This is a genomic window from Meiothermus granaticius NBRC 107808 (assembly GCF_003574355.1).
Classification (GTDB): Bacteria; Deinococcota; Deinococci; order Deinococcales; family Thermaceae; genus Meiothermus; species Meiothermus granaticius.
This window is the reverse complement of sequence record NZ_QWLB01000005.1, coordinates 79,797-100,770: the sequence shown is the minus strand read 5'-3', so window position 1 is coordinate 100,770 and position 20,974 is coordinate 79,797. Positions and strand designations below refer to the sequence as shown.

Here is a 20,974-nt window from a genome sequence, read left to right as displayed (position 1 = left end):
GCGGGCCCCCGCTGGGGATCCCCACTAAGGCAGTGAGGCGCTGGCTGGAGGGGGAGGGAAACGCAGCCATCTTGAGAGAGGTCTAGCGTTTTATACATGAAAATAGGAGGGGTTTCGACTATTCAATAGGGATAAGAAGGGGGTAGTGTTGTGATTTGCGATGACAACATACTAAAGCCGGTGCAGCCGGTTTGGAAGGCCCAGGAGATGGGCTACCCCTTGCCCGACTGGGAGTTCGACTACCACCCCGATCTGCTGCCTGCCCAGACACGGGTCAAATGGCTCCCGCGCATGTACCGGGCGTTGGTGCTGAGGGCTGAGGGCGCTGCTCGAGGGCGAACTGACCGAGCGCCAGGCGGCCAAGTACATGAACCTCGAGTACGAGGAGTTCGTGAGCCTGCGCAAGCACCGGCCGTACGGGGGTAGCGCGAGGGCCAAGATGAGCGGTTCAGATCGGTTTTAGTCGATCAGACTATGAGCTGCTTCAGCCCTTCACACCCTGGCTGATGCCCCTCGGTGAAATTGCGCGATTCGCGTTACTGGGAATCTGTCACAGCCATTGATCCCTAGGGCTGTTACCCTTAGGCTCAGGGGGCCGAGCAGGGGTCTAAGGCAAGAAACCTTCTTTCCATATAGGAACCATTGAACCCAATTTGCACCCCTATACCCCTAAGCTAACGAACATGAACCCGGGTTCCGCGCTCAGCCGCAGGTGGCTTGATCAGCCTCTTTGGGTCAAGGGGCTCCTGGCTTTGATCTTGCCGATATCGGTACTGGTGCTGGGGGTGATGCTTGCCCTGCTGGCTGGGCGGGTCGAGCGGGCGTATGAGGCTAGGGTGAACCACAGCCTGGAGGTGCAGCGGGTTCTCAATCGGCTGCATTTGGCGGCGGTTGAAGCCACGGCGCGGCACCGGGCCTTTATGCTAACCGGGGATACCCAGCTGTTGGACTTTTATCAGGCCGAACTGGAGGCTGCACGGGTAGCCCAACGCCAGCTCAATCAATTACTGGGGGACAGTATAGACCAACTGGCACGGGTGCAGCGGATTCGAGCGCTGATTGACCAATTGGGGAAGATCTCACAGGTGGGAACCCTTGCGCTCAGGGATGGACAGGCTAACCGAGAGGCCCTGAGCAAAGTTACCCTGCAACAGCGCCAGCTGCTGGACCAGATTCGCACCACCCTGACCGAGGCTAGAACCGAGGAACAGCGGCGGCTGGTGGAGCGCAGGGCGCTGGACCGGCGCTATCGAACCCTGGAGGTATGGGTGCTTAGCCTGGCCCTGGTTTTTGGGGTGCTGGGTGGAGTGCTAGCCAATCTGCTGCTGAGCAACGGAATCGTACGCCGGGTCAGACGCCTAGGACAGAACGCCCGGCGGTTGGCCCAGGGTCAGCCTCCCCTCCCGATCCCGCTGGCTGGGGATGAGCTGGGTCAACTGGCCCAGACCCAGCTCGAGACCCACACCCTGTTGCAGGCTGAGCAGAACCGGGTGAGACGGGCGCTGGCGGGTGGCGATCTGGTGCTATTCGAGTACGACCAAAAGACCGAACAGATCAACTTTGTCAGCGAACCCTGGCAGGCCGAGTCCTCGGGCTTTGCCACTACCGAACTGCCGCCCACCCTGGAGAGCTGGTTCAATTCCTTCCATCCCGATGACCAACCCCGCCTGCGAACCGCATGGACAGCGCTGCTCGAGGAGGACACCCCGCTCGATCTTGAGGTGCGCCGGGTACGGCCCGATAACCGGATGATCTGGCGGGAATTGCGGGCGCGCCAATATGGGGATCGGGTCTTGGGAACCAGCGCCAACATCACCGCTCGCAAGGAAGCTGAAAGTGCCCTCGAGCACGAGCGACGGCTTAACCAGGACATCATTCAAAATAGCCCTGCCAGCATTTATTTCAAGGATCTTAGTGGTAGGTATTTGTTGGTCAATGCCCAGCAAGAACTCCTGCTCAACCGAAGCAAGGCTGAACTTGTGGGCAAGACCGACTTTGAGCTGTTCCCCGCTGAGACTGCCCAGACCTTCCAGGAAAACGACCGCTTGGTTTTGGAGGCTGGGCAGCCCTTGACCTTGGAGGAATCGGGTCAATTGCCCGATGGTAGCCTGCATACCTACCTCTCGGTCAAGTTCCCCTTGCGCTCCCAGACCGGTGAGGTCTATGGAGTGGGCGGCATCTCCAGCGACATTACCCAGCGCAAACAGGCCCAGGCTGAGCTGGAGCGCCAGCGCGACTTGATGCAGGCCATCCTGGACAACACCCCAGCGGCGGTTTACCTCAAGGACAGGGCCGGTCGCTACCTGCTGACCAACCGAACCCACGATCTGGTGATGGGTTTCCCGATGGGTCATGTGATCGGAAAAACCGCCTCTGATGTCCTGCCGGCTGAACAAGCCGGGGTGTTTGCCCGCCAGGATGACCAGGTGCTGATCCGCCAAGAGGTCATGGTCTTTGAAGAAGCGATTCACCATTTCGATGGTAGCCAGCATATTTACCTTTCAACCAAGTTCCCGCTGTTTACCACTTCGGGCGAGGTCTACGCGGTGTGCGGGGTTTCTACCGATATCACCGAGCGCAAGCACCTGGAGGAGAATTTGCGCAAGAGTGAACAGCTCTACCGTACCCTGGCGCAGAACTTTCCCAGGGGGGCGGTGGCCATCTTTGACCACCAACTGCGCTTTTTAATGGCGGAGGGACAGGGGCTTTCCTCTTTGGGTTTGCATACCACCAAAGTGGAAGGCCGTGCCCTGATTGAGGTACTGCCCGAGCGGGCCCCAGAATTAGAACCCCTTTACCGCCAGGTGCTGGCGGGAGAATCGTTCTCTTATGAGGTGAGCAGCTCCAGAAATGGGCGCTTCTATCAAGTTCACTATGTGCCCCTGCTGGAGGACGGCGGGGTCTGGGGTGGGTTGATCGTGACCTACGATATCAGCGAAATCAAGTCGGCCGAGGCAGCCGCCCAGCAAGCTAACCGGGCCAAGAGTGAGTTTCTCTCGCGGATGAGCCACGAGCTGCGCACCCCCATGAACGCCATTCTGGGGTTTGGTCAGTTGCTGCAGATGGAAAACCCCACCCCGGCCCAACAGGAAAGCATCGAGCAGATCCTCAAGGCCGGGCGGCATCTGTTGCAATTGATCAACGAGGTGCTCGACATCAGCCGCATCGAGGCTGGGCGGCTGGCATTCTCACTCGAACCGATCAGTCTGGATGAGGCTTTGCGCGAGTGCTTAGACCTGGTACGACCGCTGGCCGAAGCCCGTCGGATTGGTCTGGTGCTGGAGGGTCTGGACGGTTGCCACCCCATCATCCAGGCCGACCGCCAGCGGCTCAAGCAGGTGCTCTTGAACCTGCTCTCCAACGCCATCAAGTACAACCGCGATGGGGGCAAAGTGATCCTTTTCTGCCAGGAGATGCCCCATCAGATGCTTCGCCTTTGCGTCCGGGACACCGGTCCGGGTATCGCCCCTGAGCTGTTGGCCCAGCTATTTACCCCCTTTGAGCGCTTGGGGGCTGACCGGCTGGGGCTGGAGGGCAGTGGGCTGGGCCTAGTGCTCTCGCGGCGCTTGACCGAGGCCATGCAGGGGCAGTTGGGGGTGGAGAGTCAGGTAGGGGAGGGCAGCACCTTTTGGATCGAGCTGCCCCTGGCGGTGGGAACCTTGCAGTCTGGGGATGCCTCGTCGCTGACCCCAACTGCTTTGGACGGGCTAACTGGAAACCATCGGTTGCTGTATATCGAGGATAACCTCTCCAACCTGCGGTTGGTGAAACGGCTGCTCTCGCGCTGGCCAGGGGTAAGTTTGCTTACAGCCATGCAGGGGCAGCTGGGGCTGGAGTTGGCCCTTTCGCAGCAGCCGGAGTTGATCCTGCTCGATGCGCATTTGCCCGATTTGATGGGCGATGAGGTCTTGACCCGCCTCAAGACTGAACCGCGGACCCGGGCAATTCCGGTGATCATCCTCAGCGCGGATGCTTCTGCCGGGCAGATCGAACGCCTGCAGACCCAGGGGGCCATCGCCTATTTGACCAAACCCCTGAACGTAGACCAGTTCTATGCCGTGATCAAAAGGGTATTGGAGGCCAACCATGGAGGCTAGGGAAACCATACTGATCGTGGATGATGAGCCTGCCAATGTGCTGCTGCTGGAGCGGATTCTCAATCGAGAGGGTCGCTATCAGGTGATCAGCACCTACGACCCCCGTGAGGCGGAAGCGCTGTATCGCCAAACCCAGCCCGATCTGGTACTGTTGGATCTGCATATGCCCTACCTGGATGGGTTTGCCTTGCTGGGGCAATTGGGTTCGGTTGTACCCAGCAGCGAGTACCTGCCCATACTGGTCTTGACCGCCGATGTGAACCCTGAGTCCAAGCACAGGGCTTTGCATCTGGGGGCCAAAGATTTTCTGACCAAGCCCCTAGATGGCCTGGAGGTGAGCCTACGGGTGAGGAACCTGTTGGAGACCCGTAGGCTGCACCAAAACCTGAAGGGTGACAACCAGCGTCTTGAGGGGGCAGTGCAGGCCCGTACCCTGGCCCTGGAAGAGGCCCAGATGGAGATTCTGGAGCGCCTGGCCCGGGCCGCAGAGTACCGCGATGATGAGACCGGAGAGCACGTCAAACGGGTGGCGGAAAACGCTGGCCGCATAGCGGCAGCGCTGGGGCTATCGGCACAGCAAGTGGAGATGCTCCGCCGCGCCGCGCCCCTGCATGACCTGGGCAAGATTGGCATACCCGACGGCATCCTGCGCAAACCGAGCAAACTTAGCCCTGAGGAGTTTGACACCATAAAGACCCATACCGTCATCGGGGCCAACCTGTTGGCAGGGGGTCGCTCAGAGCTGGTTCAGATGGCCCAACGCATCGCCCGCAGCCACCATGAGCGCTGGAATGGTTCGGGTTATCCAGACGGCTTGCAGGGAGAGTCCATTCCCCTGGAGGCGCGTATTGTGTCGGTGGTGGACGTGTTTGATGCCCTCACCAGCGAGCGCCCCTACAAACGGGCCTGGAGCCGGGTAGATGCCTTGCTGGAAATTCGCCAGCAGAGTGGGCAGCAGTTCGACCCTCGGGTGATCGAAGCCTTCTTGGATCTTGAGGTCTGAATCGACCCCCTGAAAGCCTATGCATCCTCCTCTCTCGGCCCGCAAATTGCTCACCACCCCGGTACCGGATGGGCTGGTGGTGATCGGAACCTTGGTTCTGCTGGGGCTGGGTGTGGCTTGGTTGGTGTTCCTTCAGGGCAACCGGGATGATCATGCCCAAAGTGCCCTGCTGCTCTCCCGCCTCGAGGCCACCCTCAACCTCCAGCGCTCTTGGGAAGTGCAGGGGTTAGAACGGGGGCAGATAAGACAAGAGCAACTGCGGCTGATCCAGCGATACCGCCACCAGAGCGAAACCCTATTTGCACAGCTGAGGCACGGACAACCCGGTTCGACCCGGACGGCCTGGTTTGAACAGCTATGGCAGGCCAACCGGGTGTATCAGTCGGCGCTCCAACAGGGGCTGGAATTGCTGCAGACTGGGCGGGCTGACGCGGCCAGGGCGATGAGTCGGCAAAGTATAGATCCCAGCTATCAGCGGTTGAGCCAGGCCCTCGCCCAGGCTGTCCAACAGACCCAGCAAGCAGCCGCATTAGCCCGCCGGGGTATCTTCTTCGACTTCGGATTGGGTCTGGGCTTGACCGTGCTGGCCCTGGGCTGGCTGTTCTGGCGCTTGGGCCAAACCCAGGCTGCGGCTGCAGCCGAGCGGTTGCACTATCAAGCGGTGCAAGAAAACGAGCAGTTTTTGCAGAGGGTGGCTGAAGCCACCCCGGATATCCTCTATGTGTACGACTTGACCCAGCAACGCAACCGCTACATCAACCGGGGGGTCGCGGGGTTGGGGTATAGCCCGGCGGAAATCGGGCAGATCGGTTCCAGGGAATCGCCCTCCCTCATCCACCCCGACGACCTACCGGGGTTTCGGGCCGCCCAGGGTCAGCTACAGGTCTTAGGGGATGGGGAGGTGCTGGAGGTTGAGTACCGGCTAAAGGCCAAAGACGGATCTTACCGCTGGCTTCATGACCGCAGTTTGGTTCTCGCCCGCGACCGTGGGCATCCGACCCAGTTGCTGGGGATTGCCCAGGACATCACCCGACAAAAGCAAGCCCAAGAGCGTTTGACCCGTCAGTCCCAACAGCGGCAAAGGCTCCTCAAGGGGGCTGAGCAACTTGTATCCAGCCTCTCCCTCCAAGAAGTGCTGGGACGACTACCGGTGGTGTTGGGAGGCATGGTTCCATTTGAGGCCTTGGGGGTCTACGATCTGGATCGGAAGCGGGGTCTATTGCGGCCGCAGCTATTGAGCGGGGAATGGATAACCCCGGAGGCGGGTAGCCAATTCATACCGCTGGATCAGGGCATAGTGGGTGCGGTGGCGCAGAGCGGACAGGCAGAGCGGGTCAACCAGATTCACCTCCAGGCCCACCTCGACCCCTATCCTGCCAGTTCGCAAGCATCGCGCCATCTACTGGCGCTTCCCCTAAATGCCCAAGGGCAGGTGTTCGGGGTGGTTGTGGTAGGCCGCAGTGACCCTCCTTTTGACCTTGAGGAGTTCGAACAGGTACAGCTCCTGGTGAACTATCTGGCTCTGGGACTAAACAATGCCCAACTCCACAGTTCAACCGCCCGTCAGGCCCAGGAACTGTCCCTGCTCAGCCGGATTCAACAGGCCATTGGGCAAGATCTTGAACTTCCGGTGCTGATTCGCACGGTGGTGGGAGCGGTAGCTGAGGTGTTTGGCTACACCCAGGTGAGCTTGTATTTGCGAGAGGGTCAGGAACTGGTGCTGCAACACCAGGTGGGCTATAGCCGGGTCATCGAGCGTATTCCAGTGGGTCAAGGGGTGAGCGGACGGGCGGTACAAAACGGCAAGGCGGTGTTGCTGGAGGATACGCAGAGCGATCCAACCTTCCTGGGTGCCATTGAAGGCATCGTCTCCGAGGTCTGTGTACCGCTATTTGATGGGGGCAGTGCGGTGGGGGTTATCAATGTGGAAACCACCGATGGCATGAGGCTTTCCCCGGAGGACTTACGGTTGATGGAACAGGTGGCCCAGCAGATAAGCCTGGCCCTGAAGCAAGCTCGGCTATACCAGGTGGTCAAGGAGGGTGAGGAGCGCTTCCGGGGCGCTTTCTACGAGACCTCCACCGGGATGGCCTTGGTTACCCTGGATGGGCGATGGCTCGCGGTCAACGATGCCCTCTGTGGGATGCTTGGGTATAGCCGGGAAGAACTCCTGAGCAAGACCTTCCAGGAGATTACCCATCCCGATGACCTTGAGAACGACCTGCGTCAGACCGCCAGGTTGGTGGCTGGGGAGATCGGGTCACTGCATTTCGAGAAGCGCTACCTGCATAAGGAGGGGCAGCAGGTCTGGGTGATGCTGGATGTGGCTTTGCTGCGTTCGGCTGGGAAGGCGACCGGTTTTATCACCCACATCCAGGACATTTCCCAACCTAAGCGACGGGAGCAGCAACTGCGCGAGAGCGAGGAGCGCTTCCGTAGCGCCTTTGATCTGGCTTCCATCGGGATGGCCCTGCTCACGGTCGAAGGGCATTACCTGCGGGTCAATCCGGTGCTGTGCGCGATGTTGGGTTACCAGCAGGAAGAACTCTTGGGTGCTGATTTTCAGCACCTGACCCACCCTGATGACCTGGGGCAAGATCTTGAGTTGGGGTATCAAGTCTTGCGGGGTGAAATAGAATCCTTTAGCCGCGAGAAGCGCTACCTGCACAAGAAGGGGCAGGTAGTTTGGGTGTTGCTCAATGTGGCCCTGATCCGCGACTCCACCGGTAATCCGCTCTATTACATCAATCAGGTCGTGGATATCAGCCAGCGCAGGCAGGTCGAAGAAGCCTTGCAAAAAAGCGAGGCGCTCTACCGCGGGATGGTGGAAGCCCTGGAAGAAGGCATCGTGCTGCAAGATGCTGGGGGTCACATTGTGGAAGCCAACGATGCCGCCGAGCGGGTCTTGGGGCTGACCCGCGACCAGATGATGGGGCGCACCAGCATGGATCCGCGCTGGCGGGCTGTGCATGAGGATGGCAGCGATTTCCCTGGCGATACCCATCCCGCCATGCTCACGCTACGTACAGGTGAACCCCAACGCAACGTGATCATGGGGATTCATAAACCTGATCGATCGCTGTCCTGGCTGCTGGTGAACACCCAAGCCTTGGTCGCTGCAGGGGGAGATCAACCCTACGCGGTGGTAACATCGTTTCTTGACATCAGCGAGCAAAAACGGGCAGAGATGGAATTGCGTGCCCTGCAGGAGCGGCTTTCCTCCCTTCTGACCAGCAGTCCGGTGGTGATTTATAGCGCCCAGTTGGGGGACAGGTGGCCCTTGGAGGTCTCGTTTGTCAGCGAAAACGTGCAGCGGATCACAGGTTTTGCAGCAGAGCGCTTTAGCGAGCCAGACTTCTGGGAGGAGCGCCTGCACCCCGAGGACCGCGAGGCGACCCTGGCCGATCTGCAACCCCTGCTCCAGCAGGGATCCCAGGTGCAGGAATACCGCTGGCAACACGCCGATGGCAGCTACCATTGGATGCGCGACGAGCAGCGCTTGCTGCGGGATCAGACCGGCAGCCCGCTGGAGGTGGTGGGTACCTGGGCCGATGTCAGCCAACAGAAAACCCTGCAGGAGATTCGGGCTGCCCAGCAGGCTGCTGAGCAGGCCAACCGGGCCAAATCGGAGTTCCTCTCGCGGATGAGCCACGAACTGCGCACCCCCATGAACGCCATTCTGGGGTTTGGTCAGTTGCTGCAGATGGAAAACCCCACCCCGGCCCAGCGGGAAAGCATCGAGCAGATCCTCAAGGCCGGGCGGCATCTGTTGCAATTGATCAACGAGGTGCTCGATATCAGCCGCATCGAGGCCGGTCGCATGACCCTTTCCCTGGAGCCCTTGCACTTGGATGAAGTGGTGCAAGAATGCCTCAACCTGGTTCGTTTGGTGGCCGGATCGCGCAACATTCAGCTAAACTTTCCTGCCCCAGAAAGCTGTCACCCCATCATCCAGGCCGACCGCCAGCGGCTCAAGCAGGTGCTCTTGAACCTGCTCTCCAACGCCATCAAGTACAACCATGACGGAGGGATGGTTAGTCTGTTCTGCCGTGAAACCGCCGAAGGTACCCTGATGGTGGGGGTGCAAGATACTGGCCCAGGCATTGCCCCCGAGTTGCTGGAGCGCCTGTTTACCCCCTTTGATCGGTTGGGGGCCGAACAGGGCAGGGAGGAGGGCACTGGCTTGGGGCTGGCCCTGTCCAAGGCGCTGATAGAAGCCATGCAGGGCAGGCTCTGGGCCGAGAGCACCTTAGGCCAGGGGAGTACCTTCTGGGTCGAGCTACCCCTGGCCAGCCCCATGCCCACGCTGGAGCCTGCCCGCCCAGCCATTGAGCCCCCCCAGGGCGTTCCCGATGGGGCGCGCAACCTGCTGTATATCGAAGACAACCTCGCTAACCTAAGGCTGGTGGAACGGGTGCTTGCGCGCTGGCCCAATGTGCAACTGCTCTCGGCCATGCAGGGGCGACTGGGGCTGGAACTGGCCCTTTCGCAACCCCCCGATCTAATCCTGCTTGACTTGCACCTGCCCGATTTACCCGGGCAAGAGGTGTTGGCCCGCCTAAAAGCCCACCCCCAAACCCGGGCAATTCCGGTGATCGTCCTCAGTGCCGATGCCTCGGATCATCAAATCGAGCGGTTGTTGACGCAGGGGGCGACCGCCTATCTGACCAAACCTTTGGATCTGGAGGCCTTCTATCGAGTCTTGCGAAAAGCCTTAGGTGGGTCAAGCGAGCAGACCCTCAACCCCCCGGCGTAGGTTTGGATATCAGCCCCTTACCTGGCTCGCCTCGACCGGGGGTTCAACCAGTCCACCAGCGCGCGCCCATAAGGTTCATGGCAATCACCGTGAGCAGGATCGCCCCTCCGGGTGCCAGCGCTACCCAGGGGCTCTCGCGCAGGAAGGGGTGTTGGCGGCCACATCTGTACCCCACTCGGCCAAGGGTGGCTGTGCGCCCAAACCAAACCCCAGACTGATTGTCTGCAGGATGGCCCTGCCCAGATTGAGGCTGGCCTGCACCAGCAACGGCCCGAGGCTATATGCCGCAGCACGATGCCCCAGTCCGGCACGCCCAAGTCTTGTGCTGCCTCGATGCAGGGCACCGCACCCACGCTAAGGGCTTGAGCCCTAGCCAGGCGGATGAACTGCGGAATCATACCGATGGCTACCGCCAATATGGGGAGGTATGAAACAACTGGTGCTAGACCCATCTTGGGCTCCCTGTTACCACAGAGAACCCTAGCTTAGTTGCGAAAACCACGTCTAGCCCATGACTCCCCACACCCACCAACAGTTGTTCATAGCCTTCTTGGTTGTTGGGCAAGCCACCTTGGCTTTGTCTCCCTCCCCCTGTCCTCAACTGACCACAACAGTTCTGTGGTCAGCGCTTAGAACCATGCTTCTATCAAGTTTCTGGGGGAATCGAGTTTGCTTGGGGCAGGAAGCACCTCTTTACATTGCCACGAAGGCCGAACGCTGTCGAGCTATCCTAACCTTACCATCAGTCCAGTCCCACAGAACGCTGTAAGAATTGGGTGAAGCCTTTGTCTAGAGGCTGGTAGGAACCGTACCCAAAAGTAGAGTGTCAGTTATGTTTGGGACATGGAACCAAAAGCGCGTAAGGCGTACCCGTCAGATGTGAGTGATGATGTGTGGGCATTTGTAGTGCCGTATTTGACGTTGTTGCCGCTGGATGCGGGACAGCGAAAATACGAACTGCGGGAGGTGTTCAACGCGCTAACCGGATGGCAAGGACGGTCGCACAGTGGGACTACCTTCCCCATGACTTTCCCCCTAGCCATATCATTAGCGAACAAGCCCAACGCTGAATGAACCGTGGAGTGTTCGAGAACTTGGTGCATGATTTGCGAGCAACCCTACGGCTGTTGAATGGTCGAGAGACTCAACCCAGTGCAGCTATCTATGATGGTCGAACTTTGCAGTCGAGTCCGGAGAGCGGTGAACGAGCAGGCTACGACGGAGCCAAAAAGCGCAAAGGTAGCAAGGTTCACATGGCCGTGGACACTCTGGGTCATCTGCTGGCTTTATTGGTCACTCCTGCTGATGAACAAGAACGTGCCCAAGTGGCGGAGTTATCCAAAGCAGTTCAAACAGTCACTAATGAGCATGTCGAAATCGCATTCGTAGATCAGGGCTATACTGATCCGGAAGCTGAGAAAGCCGCTGCCCATGAAGGTATTTCCCTGTGTGTGGTCAAACTCGAAGAGGCCAAGAAGGGCTTCGTCCTTCTCCCCAGGCGCTGGGTGGTCGAGCGCAGTTTCGGCTGGATGGCTCGCTTCCGTCGCCTCACACGAGACTACGAGCGTCTTGCCGATACCCTCAAGGGCTTTCACTGGCTGGCTTTCTCCATTCTGCTCTTCCCGAAAGTCATCCAAGCTTTACGTTTGGCTTCCTAGCAGGCTCTAGCTAACGAACTTAAGGCCTTGGTAGTTGACTAAGGGGCTAAACATGGCTAACCAAAGGGTACCAAGAATCCCATTCTTATGGCATTTTGCTACCAAGGATAGCCAAGCATAATTGGCTGGGTTGCTACATAGATTCGAGCATTTTGAGTGCAATATCGCCTTCCAAAATGGTGGTCGGGTGGCTACAAAGTTACCCTTGGTAATGAAGGTGCTTCCTTGGTAGATCGAGGTGAGGGTTAGTGGAAAAAGAAGCCATGACCAAGCTAGCCTACTCGGTGAAGGAGTTCGCTCAGGCGGTCGGGCTGAGCCGCAACCATGCCCACGCCTTGGTTCGCGGGTTCACGTTGGATGATCCCCTTGAAGACCGTAGAGATTTGGCTCGAGGGATGAAAACACCATGAATTTGGGAAAGACCTAGTAAAGATATGCATACGAATAGCAACATTACGGCACAGGCAAACAGGCATTTCCCTGCAAAAAAAGCAACAATTGGATTTGCAGTGGCTCTCAGTAAACAGAATTGGGATTGGTTACAGCAAGAGTAGGTTTGATTTTTCGTACCCCTAGGCGCATACGGCGTGTCAACTCTAAACTACCCTCTATCAACTCAAACATAGCCTTTGGATCGACTATCTTCGTGCTGAACCCGCTTCCCACGAATCAAAGCCTTTTTACCCACCTGACCAAGCGAAAGTCCTGCTGTTGCGGCTGGGGTTGCGCACCAACCCCTAAGGCGGTAGCTGAGCCCGCTCAGCCCATCAGGCCGAGTTGTTGTATCAGGCCCATCCAGTCCGCGTTGCCCCACCGGTCGGTCGGCTGGTCGGCCTGGTTCAAATGAATAAAGTTCATGCCTTGAATCCGAAAGATCTTATCTGTAGCGGGCATGCCCATGAATTCGCTGTTGTAAGTACTGGTGAACTCCAGCCGTACCGCCACCCGGTTACCCCAGGCCGCGAGATCTTTTGGTTCTACCTGGATTACTTCGGCTTGGTGGGATCGACGATTTGCACGATGCCGAGTTGCGAGTAGAAGCTCAGGTTGTCCACCACGTCCCAGTGCTCGACGATCTGGCCGTCCTTAATGCGGAAGATGTCCATGGCTTGGTAGTTAACTGCCTTGCCAGTCAATGGCAAGCCGAACCCTGCTGCTTTTTGTGTGCCCGTAAAGCTGGAGCGCACCACCACCCGGTCTCCCTCGGCAATTACGTCCTGGGGGGTTACCCGCAGGTCGGGGAAGGCGGTACGAAACTCGATAAAGGCTTTCTTGTACGCCTCGCGGCCGGGGGCAATAAATGGGTTGTGCTGGATCACGTCCGGCGCAATGATCTGATCCACCACCTCAAACTTACCCTGGTTCAGTACCTCCTCGGCAATGCGGCGCACCACGGCCTTGTTGCGCTCGAGGGTCGGATCGGTCGCGCCCTGACCCAGGGTGACAAATCCTCCCAAGGCAGTGAGTCCGGTCAGTACCAGCACATACATTAGGGCCTTGTTCATGTTCCACCTCCAAAGTTTCTACGCCTTTCTAGGCGCAAGCTTGCTACGACACTGGAGACGAAGCAGCGGGTCTATCTTTCGCCGTACCTGTACCGCGCATCAACCCTCGCCCAGCGGCGTGATTTCGACCTCGAAGTACTCGTGCAGGGGCAGAGACTCGGCTGCGGCCTGGGCAGCCTCAGCCGTATCGGCGCTGACCACCATCCAGCCCCGCCGTCGGTCGGCAGAAAGGTAGGCGGCAGTGACCACACCCGAGTCCATCAGTTGCTTGAAGCGCACCCCCTCGGCAGGCAACAAGGCCTGCATCGCCGCGTCCGGGGACCGGTTAAAGCGTAGTGAGGCCATGAACTTCATTGGGTCACCTCCTTCGGCTGGAAGCGCTCGGCAAACTCCATACCGAACCCCCCAAGGGTGCGCGGGGCCACACTGCCGACCCGCTGCACCACATCGGTCACTACGTTTCCATACCCGGAGGCAAATAGCCGGTACAACTCTACTAGATCATCGGCGTAGGTGGGCGGTAAACCCGCTTTGAGCAGGCTCGAGCGCGTGGCCTCCAGCGATACATCCACATGACGCACCACCCGGCCAAGACCTTCTGAAAGCGCCAAAGCGCTCTGGCTGGGGGTTAGGCTATGGGGGCCAGTGATGGTTAGGGTCTCCCCCTCCGACCCCCCGTTGGCCAAGAGTCCCGCTGCAACGACCCCCACGTCGCGGGCATCCACCCAACTGACATAAGCCTCGCCCAGTGGAAGGTAGAACACACCGCTGGAGGCGATGGTGGCGATGTGCGAAAAAAAGTTTTGCATAAACAAGTTGGGCTGCAGGTGGGTAAAGGAAATACCGCTGTGGGCCAGTTGGTCATCGAGTTGCCAGTGGGCACGGGCAAAAGCGATGGGAGAGTCCGGTGCAGCACCGTGCATCGAGACGTTGACGGCGTACTCTAGCCCGGTTTGCTTTGCGGCCTCGAGAAAGTTCCCCTGAAGCTCGAGGTGGCGGCCCGGCGCATTGACCAACACAAATGCCCGCTTAATCCCGTCCAGGGCAGCTCTTAGGGTCTCGGGTTGGGAGAGGTCACCGTGGACGATTTCCACATTGGAGTGTGCGAGCGAAGCGGCTTTTTGTGGCGTGCGAACCAGGGCGCGTACTGCAATCCCTTGACCAGCCAGCCGCTGAACCACGGCCCTACCAATGTTTCCGGTAGCGCCAACCACTAGGATACGGGGTTTCATAACTTAGCCTCCTGTCACCCATTTCGGGCGAGCTAAGGGTGAGTTTATTGTCCCACCGCCGAACGGTCTATGATAATATGTTCAAGTTTCTTGTTTACTCGTTCGGGGAAACGGGGGTTTTTGTGGATGTGTTGGCAGAGGTACTGGAATCGGTGCGTTTGGATGGTAGCCTTTACTCGCGGGCCGAACTCCAAGCACCGTGGGGCATGGGGTTCAAGCCTTCGAAGGCGATGGTTTTTCACGTGGTTCATGAGGGTCAGTGCTGGCTGCGGCCGGGCAGTGAGGCTGAACCCATTCTGCTAGGGGTTGGCGATCTGGCGGTGGTTCGCCAGGGTTTGGGGCATCAAATCGCCAGCGGCATTTCGGAAGCCGCTAGGGTCGAGCTGAGTGTAGATACCCGAAACCCCAGCTGTCAGCGGCTGCGCTACGGCAGCGGCGGCCCCTCCACCACACTGTTATGCGGCAGTTTTCGCTTTGCCCAAAACCCCGGACACCCCCTGCTGCCGCTGTTCCCGCCGGTCATTTTGGTGCGCGGTAAGCAGGGTCAGACCGCGCCATGGCTCGAGATGGCCTTGCGCTTCATGGCGGTGGAATCCGAGACTGAACGACCCGGTCAGCAAACCATCCTGCGGCGGCTCTCCGACATCCTCTTTGTTCAGGTGGTGCGGGCTTGGCTGGAGTCCTCATCGGATGAATCTATAGGTTGGATTCGGGGCCTGCGTGATCCACAGATTGGCACCGCTCTAGGTCTGATGCACCGCCACCCCGAGCGGCGCTGGACAGTAGCAGCGCTGGCGCACGAAGTGGGGTTGGCCCGCACCAGCTTTGCCACCCGGTTCAGGTCTTTAGTGGGCGAACCCCCGCTGGCCTATCTCGGACGCTGGCGGGTGAGTCTGGCCGCTGAACTGCTGCGTGAAGACGGCCTGAGCCAGGCCAAGGTGGCCGAACGGGTGGGCTATGAATCCGAGGCGGCCTTTAGCCATGCCTTCAAGCGGTACCACGGAACAGCACCCGGAGCTTACCGACGGGCAGCCCGAACAGCCGCTAAATGGCCCCGCTGAGCGGGGGCTGGGCCACCCGGCAGCGCACGGCAGCACGGCGGAAATTCAGCTCCTCGACCACCGCCACAAAGTACCGTACCTGGTCAAACTTCACCCCAGGAGTTTACTCGATACTGTAGAGGTATCACAGTTGAGCAATAAAGTATCGGACGAAATCCCTTTTCGGGAGGATTATTTTCTCTATGAATTCACCCAGAGTATCAGGATGGACTGGTCTGGAGGGGATATGAACGATGACGCGGGGATCGTGAAGCGCAGGGTGCTGGTGGTGGGGGCGACTGGGCAACAGGGCGGGGCCGCAGCCCGGCACCTGAAGGCACGGGGTTGGCGGGTGCGTGCGCTGACCCATGACCTCAGTTCGCCCAAGGCAGTTGCCCTTACAAGGGCTGGGTTCGAGGTGGTGCAAGGAGATCTCGACGACCGCCCCTCCCTCGAGGGGGTGCAGGGGGTGTTTAGCGTACAACCCTGGGAGGGCACCGAGGCTGGGATCGAAGACCAGATCCGCCAGGGCAAGGCGCTCGCCGATGCCGTGGCCGCCGCGAAGATCGGGCACCTCGTCCACTCCTCAGTGGACGGGGCAGAGCGCGGTAGCGGCATCCCCCACTTCGAGAACCAGTTTGTGGTGGAGGAACATATCCATGCCCTAGGACTGCCTGCCACCATCCTGCGCCCGGTGTTCTTTATGGAGAACTTCTACATGTCCTTCGCGCCGACCATCGCCAGCGGAGTGGTAGGGATGAATATGCGGCCCGAGATACCCGTGCAGATAATCGCGGTGGATGACATCGGGGCCATCGCAGCGGTGGCCTTCGAGGATCCCGACCTTATTGGGCAATCCCTGCCCATCGCAGGGGACGAGTTGACCATGACCCAGGTCGCGCAGGAGCTGAGCCGGGTTCTCGGACGCCCGATCCGCTACCAAGACTACGGTGATCTAGAGAGTGAGGACTTCCTCAGCCGCGAGTTCCGGGTGATGTTCGACTGGTATCACCATCACGGCTACCGGGCGGATATCGCGGCCACCCGCGCGCTCCACCCTGGCCTGCTGACCCTCGGGGCCTGGTTGGGGGCCAGCGGTTTCGGCCAAGTGCCAGCGGGCACAGGACAAGCCGGCCAACCCTAAGGAGGAATTATGGATGCTCCAAGCTGGCTTTTGCTTGCCACCACCGTACTGTTCCTCTACGCTACCGGTGGCTCGTGGATGCTCCAGGTGGTCAGTTACCCCACCTACGCGCTCGTCGGAGAGCGGGAGTTCGTACCATTCCATAAAGATTCGGGCCGCCGCCTGATGCCAGTGTTCATCCTCCCGGCGGTGGTCGCCTGCTTGTTTGCGGTCGCGTTGGTCTTCTGGCGATCCACCGCGATGCCCTTGTGGGCGGCGCTGGTCGCGGCGGGCGGTGGGCTGGTGATCCTGGGAACTACGTTTGCGCTCGAAGTACCCAAGCACAATCGGCTCGACGCGGAGGGGAAATCTCTGGCGCTGATCGCCGGGTTGATCCGCGACAACCTGCCCCGATCCCTGGCTTGGACGCTCGGCAGTGCTGTCTTGGTGTTTACCCGCATATACTGTTGTCCCGGTGAAGGGCCCTCAGTTGAGCGCGTCAGTCTTGGTGCGAGGGCGGGTCATCCGCCCCATCAACAGTTCGTAGAACCTCGAGAGATCCACCCCCGTCACCACTCCCCAGTTCTGTCAAGTTAATACTGGGGTACGCTGATTCGCCGTGCCTGACCCGAAGCCATACCGCCACCGTTTCCCCAGAAGCATCATCCAGCACGCAGTCTGGCTGTACCATCGATTCGCACTCATTTACCGTGACATCGAGGAGCTCCTTCTCCAGCATGGTATTCAGGTGAGCTACGAAACCATCCGCAACGGGTGCGGTAAATTTGGCCCCACCTTCACCAGGGAATTGCAAAAGCGGGAACCACAGCGTGGTTCTTGTTGGCACCTGGACGAGGTGTGCGTGAAGATCAAAGGGGTTATGGCGGGCAGTAGATGAGAACGGTGCTGTGCTGATCAATTAGTGAGCGGTAAAATTGCGAGGTTTTTCTGAATCTGCTTTACAGTTTTATGGTATTCTGTATCTATGGCAACTTCAGCCGAAAAGGTGAAAGTAACCCTGACCCTGGACCCGGAGGTGGTGCGGGCCTACCGGTTGGCGGCTGCACGTAAAGGTCTGCGGGACAATCAGGTGGTCGAGGAAGCCTTACGCGCGCAGCTCGGGGTGGGGGCGCTCGAAGCCCTCCTCAAAACCGCCCCCAAGATGGATGAGACCGAAGCGGTGCAGGCAGCCAACGAGGAGCTACGGGCCTATCGCAAGATCAGGCGCAAAACCAAGCGATGAGGGCGGTGCTTGATACCACGGTCTACGTCGCGGCGGCGCTCACTGAGGGCGTGAGCCACCGAATCGTAAAGGCGTTTATCGACGAGGGCTTCTTCACTGCCATCGTCAGCCACGACCTGCTTGCGGAGATTCGAGGCGTATTGCTGCGCCCTCGGTTCGGATTCACCCAAGGGCCAGTAGATCGGTACTTGACAGCTATCTTCTTCAACGCCGAGCTACACCCCGATGTGCCCGATCCACCCAGCCGCTGCAAAGACCCCGATGACGACTACCTCCTGGCGCTGGCTTTAGAAGCGAACGCCGATGTGGTCGTGAGCGAGAACTGGGACCTGCTCGAGGTCAGCCCCCTCGAGGGGAGAATACCGGTATTGAAAGCAGGGGAACTCCTGCGGCTGCTCAGGGAGGGCGGACTCGAGGGGTGAGTTGGGACCGTCTATGAGCCCTAAGTAAAACCGTGAAGCTGGATACGGATGGCGGGTGGTGATCCCGGAGGAGATGCGAAGCCCTCGAGCTGCACCCCGGTGTCCCAAGGGTAGCGGTCGAGGAAGCGGCTCAGCGCCCTTTACTCCCCAGAGGAGCCTGATCCAGCGTCACTTTTCCGGTTCATCCCCGCTCGCGTGGGGAATAGACGTGTACCACGCGGGCGGGCGCTCCGCCGCTGAAGCAGCAGCAGCTTCTTGGCCTGGTACCTCTGAAAGAGTTCTGCTAGACGGCCCATCGGAAGGCCGGAGCCCAGAACGTCAGTCAGCTCGGCATCGTGGGGCACCAAGCGGTGGGTATCCGAGCCATGACCGGAAAAGCTCAGGATTACCGTGTCGTCTGGTACCGCTCCCAGTAGGGTTTTCTCGAGCGCTTCCTCGATGTTGATCAGGCTGGCTTTTTCGTCGGTCAGCAGGTTCGCATCAATGCCAGGTATGCTATCGCTGAAAAGCGCCCAGAGCGCCTTGGCATCCTGAACTGCTCCGGTTAGGTCAGGAATATTCTGATCTGCATAACGATCAACATGAATACTGCACGTATGGGCATGGGTAATAGTATAAGCCATTCTGCTCATAACATAAGACTTTTCATACCATAAGACTTTCTACTGCCGGAGAATTGACCAGCAATATCTTTCCTGCTTCGCCAGATTTACACTCTGTTGGTAAAATTACCAAGTAGATCTTACCTAGACGAATATCATCGTTAACTGAAGAAGATGACATTTGACCCGGTAGGAATTGGACATGTTTACGAATTCATTTTGGCCCCTACCAAGCACAACCAAGAAGTGCCAAAAATCCCTTTCTTATCGCATTTCGCTACCAAGGCCAACCACCCATAATTTGCTGGGTTGCTACACGGTTGCTACATGAAAATTAGTATTCGTTTGGGCGATATTGGCTTTCAAAATGGTGTCTTTTGTACCTTAGGTCTATCCTTGGTACTAGGGTGTTACCGTTGGTAGTGATGGGTGGTGTGCTTTGATGAGAGAGCCCATATCAAAACTCGCTTACTCGGTAGAGGAGTTTGCTCACGTGGTCGGGCTGAGCCGGAACCACGCTTACGCCTTGGTTCGAGGTGGGGAGGTTAGGGCGGTGAAAGCTGGCTCGCGCTGGATCATCCCCATTAAGGCAGTTGAGCGATGGCTCGAGGGCCAAGAAAGCAGGGATACCTCGAGCAAGGTGTAGGGTCTTATGCAAGAAAACGGCTGTATTACTGCACATGCAAACGGGCACTCGTATGCATAAAGTCGTTAGACTGCCCCCGGCCCAAGGGTCGGAGGTGCCCTCGTTAGCCCCGACCCTCACTCCAGCGGACGGCCTCCGTTTTGGCATACGAGCCCAAGTGGTGAAGAATAGACTCATGGAAGCAATACACCACGGCTCAATCGCCCCAGGAGGTTCGGATGTTGGCTGCCCCGCTTGAGGAGAGCGAGACCGTCGATCTAAAGCGCGACTGGTCAAAGACCGCTATCGAGGCCCTGGCCGCCTTCGCCAACACGCGGGGTGGCTCAGTCATTGTGGGTGTTGAGGATGACGGCACGGTGGTGGGTTTCACCGCAGCCGACAGCGACCTCCAACGCATCGTCAACGAAGTGGTGACCACGACCGGCCTGCGGCCCGAGGTGAGGTGGCTCAACGCGTCGGGAGGCCAGCGGGTGCTCAGCCTGAGCGTCCCGCCCTCGCCCGTTCTGGTCGCCTGTCGGGGTCGCTACCTGATGCGGGTGGGCAGCACCAACCGGGACATGGCCCCCGAGGAGGTCGAGCGGCGCTCGCTCGAGAATTCGGGCCAGAGCTGGGACGCGATTCCCGTCGGTAGGGATCAGGAACTTCGGCCCGAGGCCGTCCGGCGGTTCCTTCGCCTCGCCCGCGCCCGCCTGCCCTGGGCCGACGAGACCGAGCCCCCCAAGGAGGTAGCAGACAAGCTCGGCCTGCGCCGCGAGGGCCGCCCCACCCGTGCGGCCCTGCTCGCCTTTGGCTACCGCCCGCAGGACGTAGCGGTGGGGGCGACAGTTCGGATCGCCCGCTTCTCGAAGGGGCGCATCCTCGACGACCGCACCGTCGGGGGCACCCTGCTCGACCAATTAGAGGGGGTGCTTGAGCGGCTACGCGCCTACCTGCAAGTCGGCTACACGGTGGGGGACAGGGCGGCGCTCGAGGGCAAGCCCGAGCTGGGGCTGCTCGAGCGGGCACAGCGGCGGGAGACCTGGGAGTACCCCTTCGAGGCGCTGCGCGAGGCCGTCCTGAACGCCCTCATGCACCGCGACTACGCCGATCCGGGCGATATACAGGTACGGGTGGAAGACGAACGCCTAGAGATCTGGAACCCCGGCGGGCTGCCGCCCGAGATGTCGCTCGAAGACCTCCGCCGAGAGCGCCACCCGTCAAGGCGGCGTAACCCGCTGGTAGCCGAGGTCTTCTACCACGCCGGGCTGGTGGAACGCTGGGGCACCGGAACCACGCGGATGATCCAAACATGTCTCGCCGTAGGGCTCCCTGAACCGGAATTCGCCCTCGCACAGGGCGGCTTCCGCGTGGTCTTCTCCAAGGATCTACTCACCCCCGAGCGCCTCGCCGCCAGAGGGCTCAACGAGCGCCAAGTGAAAGCCATGCTCTTTTTGAAGGAGAAGGGGCGACTTCGACGGGCAGAGTACGAGGCGGTCACGGGAGCCAGCCGCAGCGGGGCCGGGCGTGAACTCAGTGAACTCGAGGCGCTCGGCCTGATCCTCAAGGTAGGCACCACCGGGCGGGGGGCCTACTACGTCCTCAAAACTACCCAAACAACCCAAGAACTACCCAAAAACGACCCAGAGGGCGGGGAAACTACCCAGTAGT

At 59.5% G+C, this 20,974-nt stretch carries 18 protein-coding genes and 2 pseudogenes; 14 read left to right on the top strand and 6 right to left on the bottom strand.

The window, feature by feature from the left end:
* Positions 1–180: 180 nt before the first annotated feature.
* The 6 genes and pseudogenes from Mgrana_RS16675 (at position 181) to Mgrana_RS16785 (ending at position 11,924) form a co-directional block, all read left to right on the top strand.
* On the top strand, positions 181–426 hold the full coding sequence (locus Mgrana_RS16675) for a hypothetical protein (RefSeq protein WP_147021105.1): 246 nt from the start codon (positions 181–183) through the stop codon (positions 424–426).
* Positions 427–683: 257 nt separating this feature from the next.
* Complete coding sequence (locus tag Mgrana_RS03045) at positions 684–4,097, top strand: PAS domain-containing protein (RefSeq protein WP_119356128.1); 3,414 nt, start codon at positions 684–686, stop codon at positions 4,095–4,097.
* A complete protein-coding gene (locus Mgrana_RS03040) occupies positions 4,087–5,100 on the top strand; it encodes an HD domain-containing phosphohydrolase (RefSeq protein WP_119356127.1) in 1,014 nt (337 codons plus the stop codon). The genes Mgrana_RS03045 and Mgrana_RS03040 overlap by 11 nt, the downstream gene beginning before the upstream one ends.
* 19 nt (positions 5,101–5,119) lie before the next feature.
* Positions 5,120–9,856, top strand: coding sequence for a PAS domain S-box protein (locus Mgrana_RS03035; RefSeq protein ID WP_119356126.1), 4,737 nt, complete (start codon positions 5,120–5,122; stop codon positions 9,854–9,856).
* Positions 9,857–10,699: 843 nt separating this feature from the next.
* Positions 10,700–11,514 (top strand): annotated as a pseudogene (locus Mgrana_RS03030) (IS5 family transposase).
* 263 nt (positions 11,515–11,777) lie between these two features.
* Entirely contained in the window at positions 11,778–11,924 is a 147-nt protein-coding gene (locus tag Mgrana_RS16785) for a hypothetical protein (protein ID WP_170146387.1), read from the top strand.
* A 349-nt stretch (positions 11,925–12,273) separates the two neighbouring features.
* On the opposite strand, the gene Mgrana_RS17035 is transcribed toward Mgrana_RS16785, so the two are convergent.
* From Mgrana_RS17035 to Mgrana_RS03010, 4 genes are all read right to left on the bottom strand, one after another.
* Positions 12,274–12,501 carry an ester cyclase gene (locus tag Mgrana_RS17035; RefSeq protein WP_276309138.1) on the bottom strand — a complete coding sequence of 76 codons (228 nt, stop codon included), beginning with the start codon at positions 12,499–12,501 and terminating at the stop codon, positions 12,274–12,276.
* Positions 12,501–13,019: an ester cyclase gene (locus Mgrana_RS03020; RefSeq protein WP_119356124.1), complete on the bottom strand. Its 519-nt coding sequence runs from the start codon at positions 13,017–13,019 to the stop codon at positions 12,501–12,503. Before Mgrana_RS03020 ends, Mgrana_RS17035 begins: the two co-directional genes overlap by 1 nt.
* 99 nt (positions 13,020–13,118) lie before the next feature.
* Entirely contained in the window at positions 13,119–13,373 is a 255-nt protein-coding gene (locus tag Mgrana_RS03015; RefSeq protein ID WP_119356123.1) for a muconolactone Delta-isomerase family protein, read from the bottom strand.
* The gene (locus Mgrana_RS03010) at positions 13,370–14,251 is read right to left on the bottom strand and encodes an SDR family oxidoreductase (protein ID WP_119356122.1); all 882 of its coding nucleotides are present in this window, start codon (positions 14,249–14,251) and stop codon (positions 13,370–13,372) included. Before Mgrana_RS03010 ends, Mgrana_RS03015 begins: the two co-directional genes overlap by 4 nt.
* A gap of 77 nt (positions 14,252–14,328) precedes the next feature.
* Here Mgrana_RS03010 and Mgrana_RS03005 point away from each other — a divergent pair, with 77 nt between their 5' ends.
* Entirely contained in the window at positions 14,329–15,312 is a 984-nt protein-coding gene (locus Mgrana_RS03005) for an AraC family transcriptional regulator (RefSeq protein ID WP_119356121.1), read from the top strand.
* Here Mgrana_RS03005 and Mgrana_RS03000 read toward each other — a convergent pair.
* The gene (locus Mgrana_RS03000; RefSeq protein WP_119356120.1) at positions 15,296–15,406 is read right to left on the bottom strand and encodes a LysR family transcriptional regulator; all 111 of its coding nucleotides are present in this window, start codon (positions 15,404–15,406) and stop codon (positions 15,296–15,298) included. The genes Mgrana_RS03005 and Mgrana_RS03000 overlap by 17 nt on opposite strands.
* Before the next feature lie 132 nt (positions 15,407–15,538).
* Here Mgrana_RS03000 and Mgrana_RS02995 point away from each other — a divergent pair, with 132 nt between their 5' ends.
* The 5 genes and pseudogenes from Mgrana_RS02995 (at position 15,539) to Mgrana_RS02975 (ending at position 18,079) form a co-directional block, all read left to right on the top strand.
* A complete protein-coding gene (locus tag Mgrana_RS02995; protein WP_119356119.1) occupies positions 15,539–16,435 on the top strand; it encodes an NmrA/HSCARG family protein in 897 nt (298 codons plus the stop codon).
* Positions 16,436–16,444: 9 nt separating this feature from the next.
* Positions 16,445–17,011 carry a hypothetical protein gene (locus Mgrana_RS02990; protein WP_119356118.1) on the top strand — a complete coding sequence of 189 codons (567 nt, stop codon included), beginning with the start codon at positions 16,445–16,447 and terminating at the stop codon, positions 17,009–17,011.
* 22 nt (positions 17,012–17,033) lie between these two features.
* Positions 17,034–17,328 (top strand): annotated as a pseudogene (locus tag Mgrana_RS02985) (IS6 family transposase); the annotation flags it as partial.
* Positions 17,329–17,399: 71 nt separating this feature from the next.
* Positions 17,400–17,657, top strand: coding sequence for a hypothetical protein (locus Mgrana_RS02980; RefSeq protein WP_147021104.1), 258 nt, complete (start codon positions 17,400–17,402; stop codon positions 17,655–17,657).
* Positions 17,654–18,079, top strand: coding sequence for a putative toxin-antitoxin system toxin component, PIN family (locus Mgrana_RS02975; protein WP_119356116.1), 426 nt, complete (start codon positions 17,654–17,656; stop codon positions 18,077–18,079). The genes Mgrana_RS02980 and Mgrana_RS02975 overlap by 4 nt, the downstream gene beginning before the upstream one ends.
* Positions 18,080–18,219: 140 nt before the next feature.
* Here Mgrana_RS02975 and Mgrana_RS02970 read toward each other — a convergent pair whose 3' ends face one another.
* Complete coding sequence (locus Mgrana_RS02970) at positions 18,220–18,702, bottom strand: caspase family protein (RefSeq protein WP_170146386.1); 483 nt, start codon at positions 18,700–18,702, stop codon at positions 18,220–18,222.
* A 421-nt stretch (positions 18,703–19,123) separates the two neighbouring features.
* Between Mgrana_RS02970 and Mgrana_RS17340 the strand changes: the two genes are divergently transcribed.
* Positions 19,124–19,327, top strand: coding sequence for a helix-turn-helix domain-containing protein (locus tag Mgrana_RS17340; protein ID WP_119356114.1), 204 nt, complete (start codon positions 19,124–19,126; stop codon positions 19,325–19,327).
* 218 nt (positions 19,328–19,545) lie between these two features.
* Entirely contained in the window at positions 19,546–20,973 is a 1,428-nt protein-coding gene (locus tag Mgrana_RS02960) for an ATP-binding protein (protein ID WP_119356113.1), read from the top strand.
* Position 20,974 lies beyond the last annotated feature (1 nt).

What these genes read in the sequence shown, in the direction of transcription:
- Mgrana_RS03040 (WP_119356127.1), top strand. Translation starts at nt 4,087, where the DNA reads ATGGAGGCTAGGGAAACCATACTGATCGTGGATGATGAGCCTGCCAAT.
- Mgrana_RS02980 (WP_147021104.1), top strand. Translation starts at nt 17,400, where the DNA reads ATGGCAACTTCAGCCGAAAAGGTGAAAGTAACCCTGACCCTGGACCCG.
- Mgrana_RS02990 (WP_119356118.1), top strand. Translation starts at nt 16,445, where the DNA reads ATGGATGCTCCAAGCTGGCTTTTGCTTGCCACCACCGTACTGTTCCTC.
- Mgrana_RS03035 (WP_119356126.1), top strand. Translation starts at nt 5,120, where the DNA reads ATGCATCCTCCTCTCTCGGCCCGCAAATTGCTCACCACCCCGGTACCG.
- Mgrana_RS03020 (WP_119356124.1), bottom strand. Translation starts at nt 13,019, where the DNA reads ATGAACAAGGCCCTAATGTATGTGCTGGTACTGACCGGACTCACTGCC.
- Mgrana_RS03010 (WP_119356122.1), bottom strand. Translation starts at nt 14,251, where the DNA reads ATGAAACCCCGTATCCTAGTGGTTGGCGCTACCGGAAACATTGGTAGG.
- Mgrana_RS02970 (WP_170146386.1), bottom strand. Translation starts at nt 18,702, where the DNA reads ATGGCTTATACTATTACCCATGCCCATACGTGCAGTATTCATGTTGAT.
- Mgrana_RS03005 (WP_119356121.1), top strand. Translation starts at nt 14,329, where the DNA reads ATGTTCAAGTTTCTTGTTTACTCGTTCGGGGAAACGGGGGTTTTTGTG.
- Mgrana_RS03015 (WP_119356123.1), bottom strand. Translation starts at nt 13,373, where the DNA reads ATGAAGTTCATGGCCTCACTACGCTTTAACCGGTCCCCGGACGCGGCG.
- Mgrana_RS02995 (WP_119356119.1), top strand. Translation starts at nt 15,539, where the DNA reads ATGAACGATGACGCGGGGATCGTGAAGCGCAGGGTGCTGGTGGTGGGG.
- Mgrana_RS17340 (WP_119356114.1), top strand. Translation starts at nt 19,124, where the DNA reads ATGAGAGAGCCCATATCAAAACTCGCTTACTCGGTAGAGGAGTTTGCT.
- Mgrana_RS03045 (WP_119356128.1), top strand. Translation starts at nt 684, where the DNA reads ATGAACCCGGGTTCCGCGCTCAGCCGCAGGTGGCTTGATCAGCCTCTT.
- Mgrana_RS02975 (WP_119356116.1), top strand. Translation starts at nt 17,654, where the DNA reads ATGAGGGCGGTGCTTGATACCACGGTCTACGTCGCGGCGGCGCTCACT.
- Mgrana_RS02960 (WP_119356113.1), top strand. Translation starts at nt 19,546, where the DNA reads ATGTTGGCTGCCCCGCTTGAGGAGAGCGAGACCGTCGATCTAAAGCGC.
- Mgrana_RS16785 (WP_170146387.1), top strand. Translation starts at nt 11,778, where the DNA reads ATGACCAAGCTAGCCTACTCGGTGAAGGAGTTCGCTCAGGCGGTCGGG.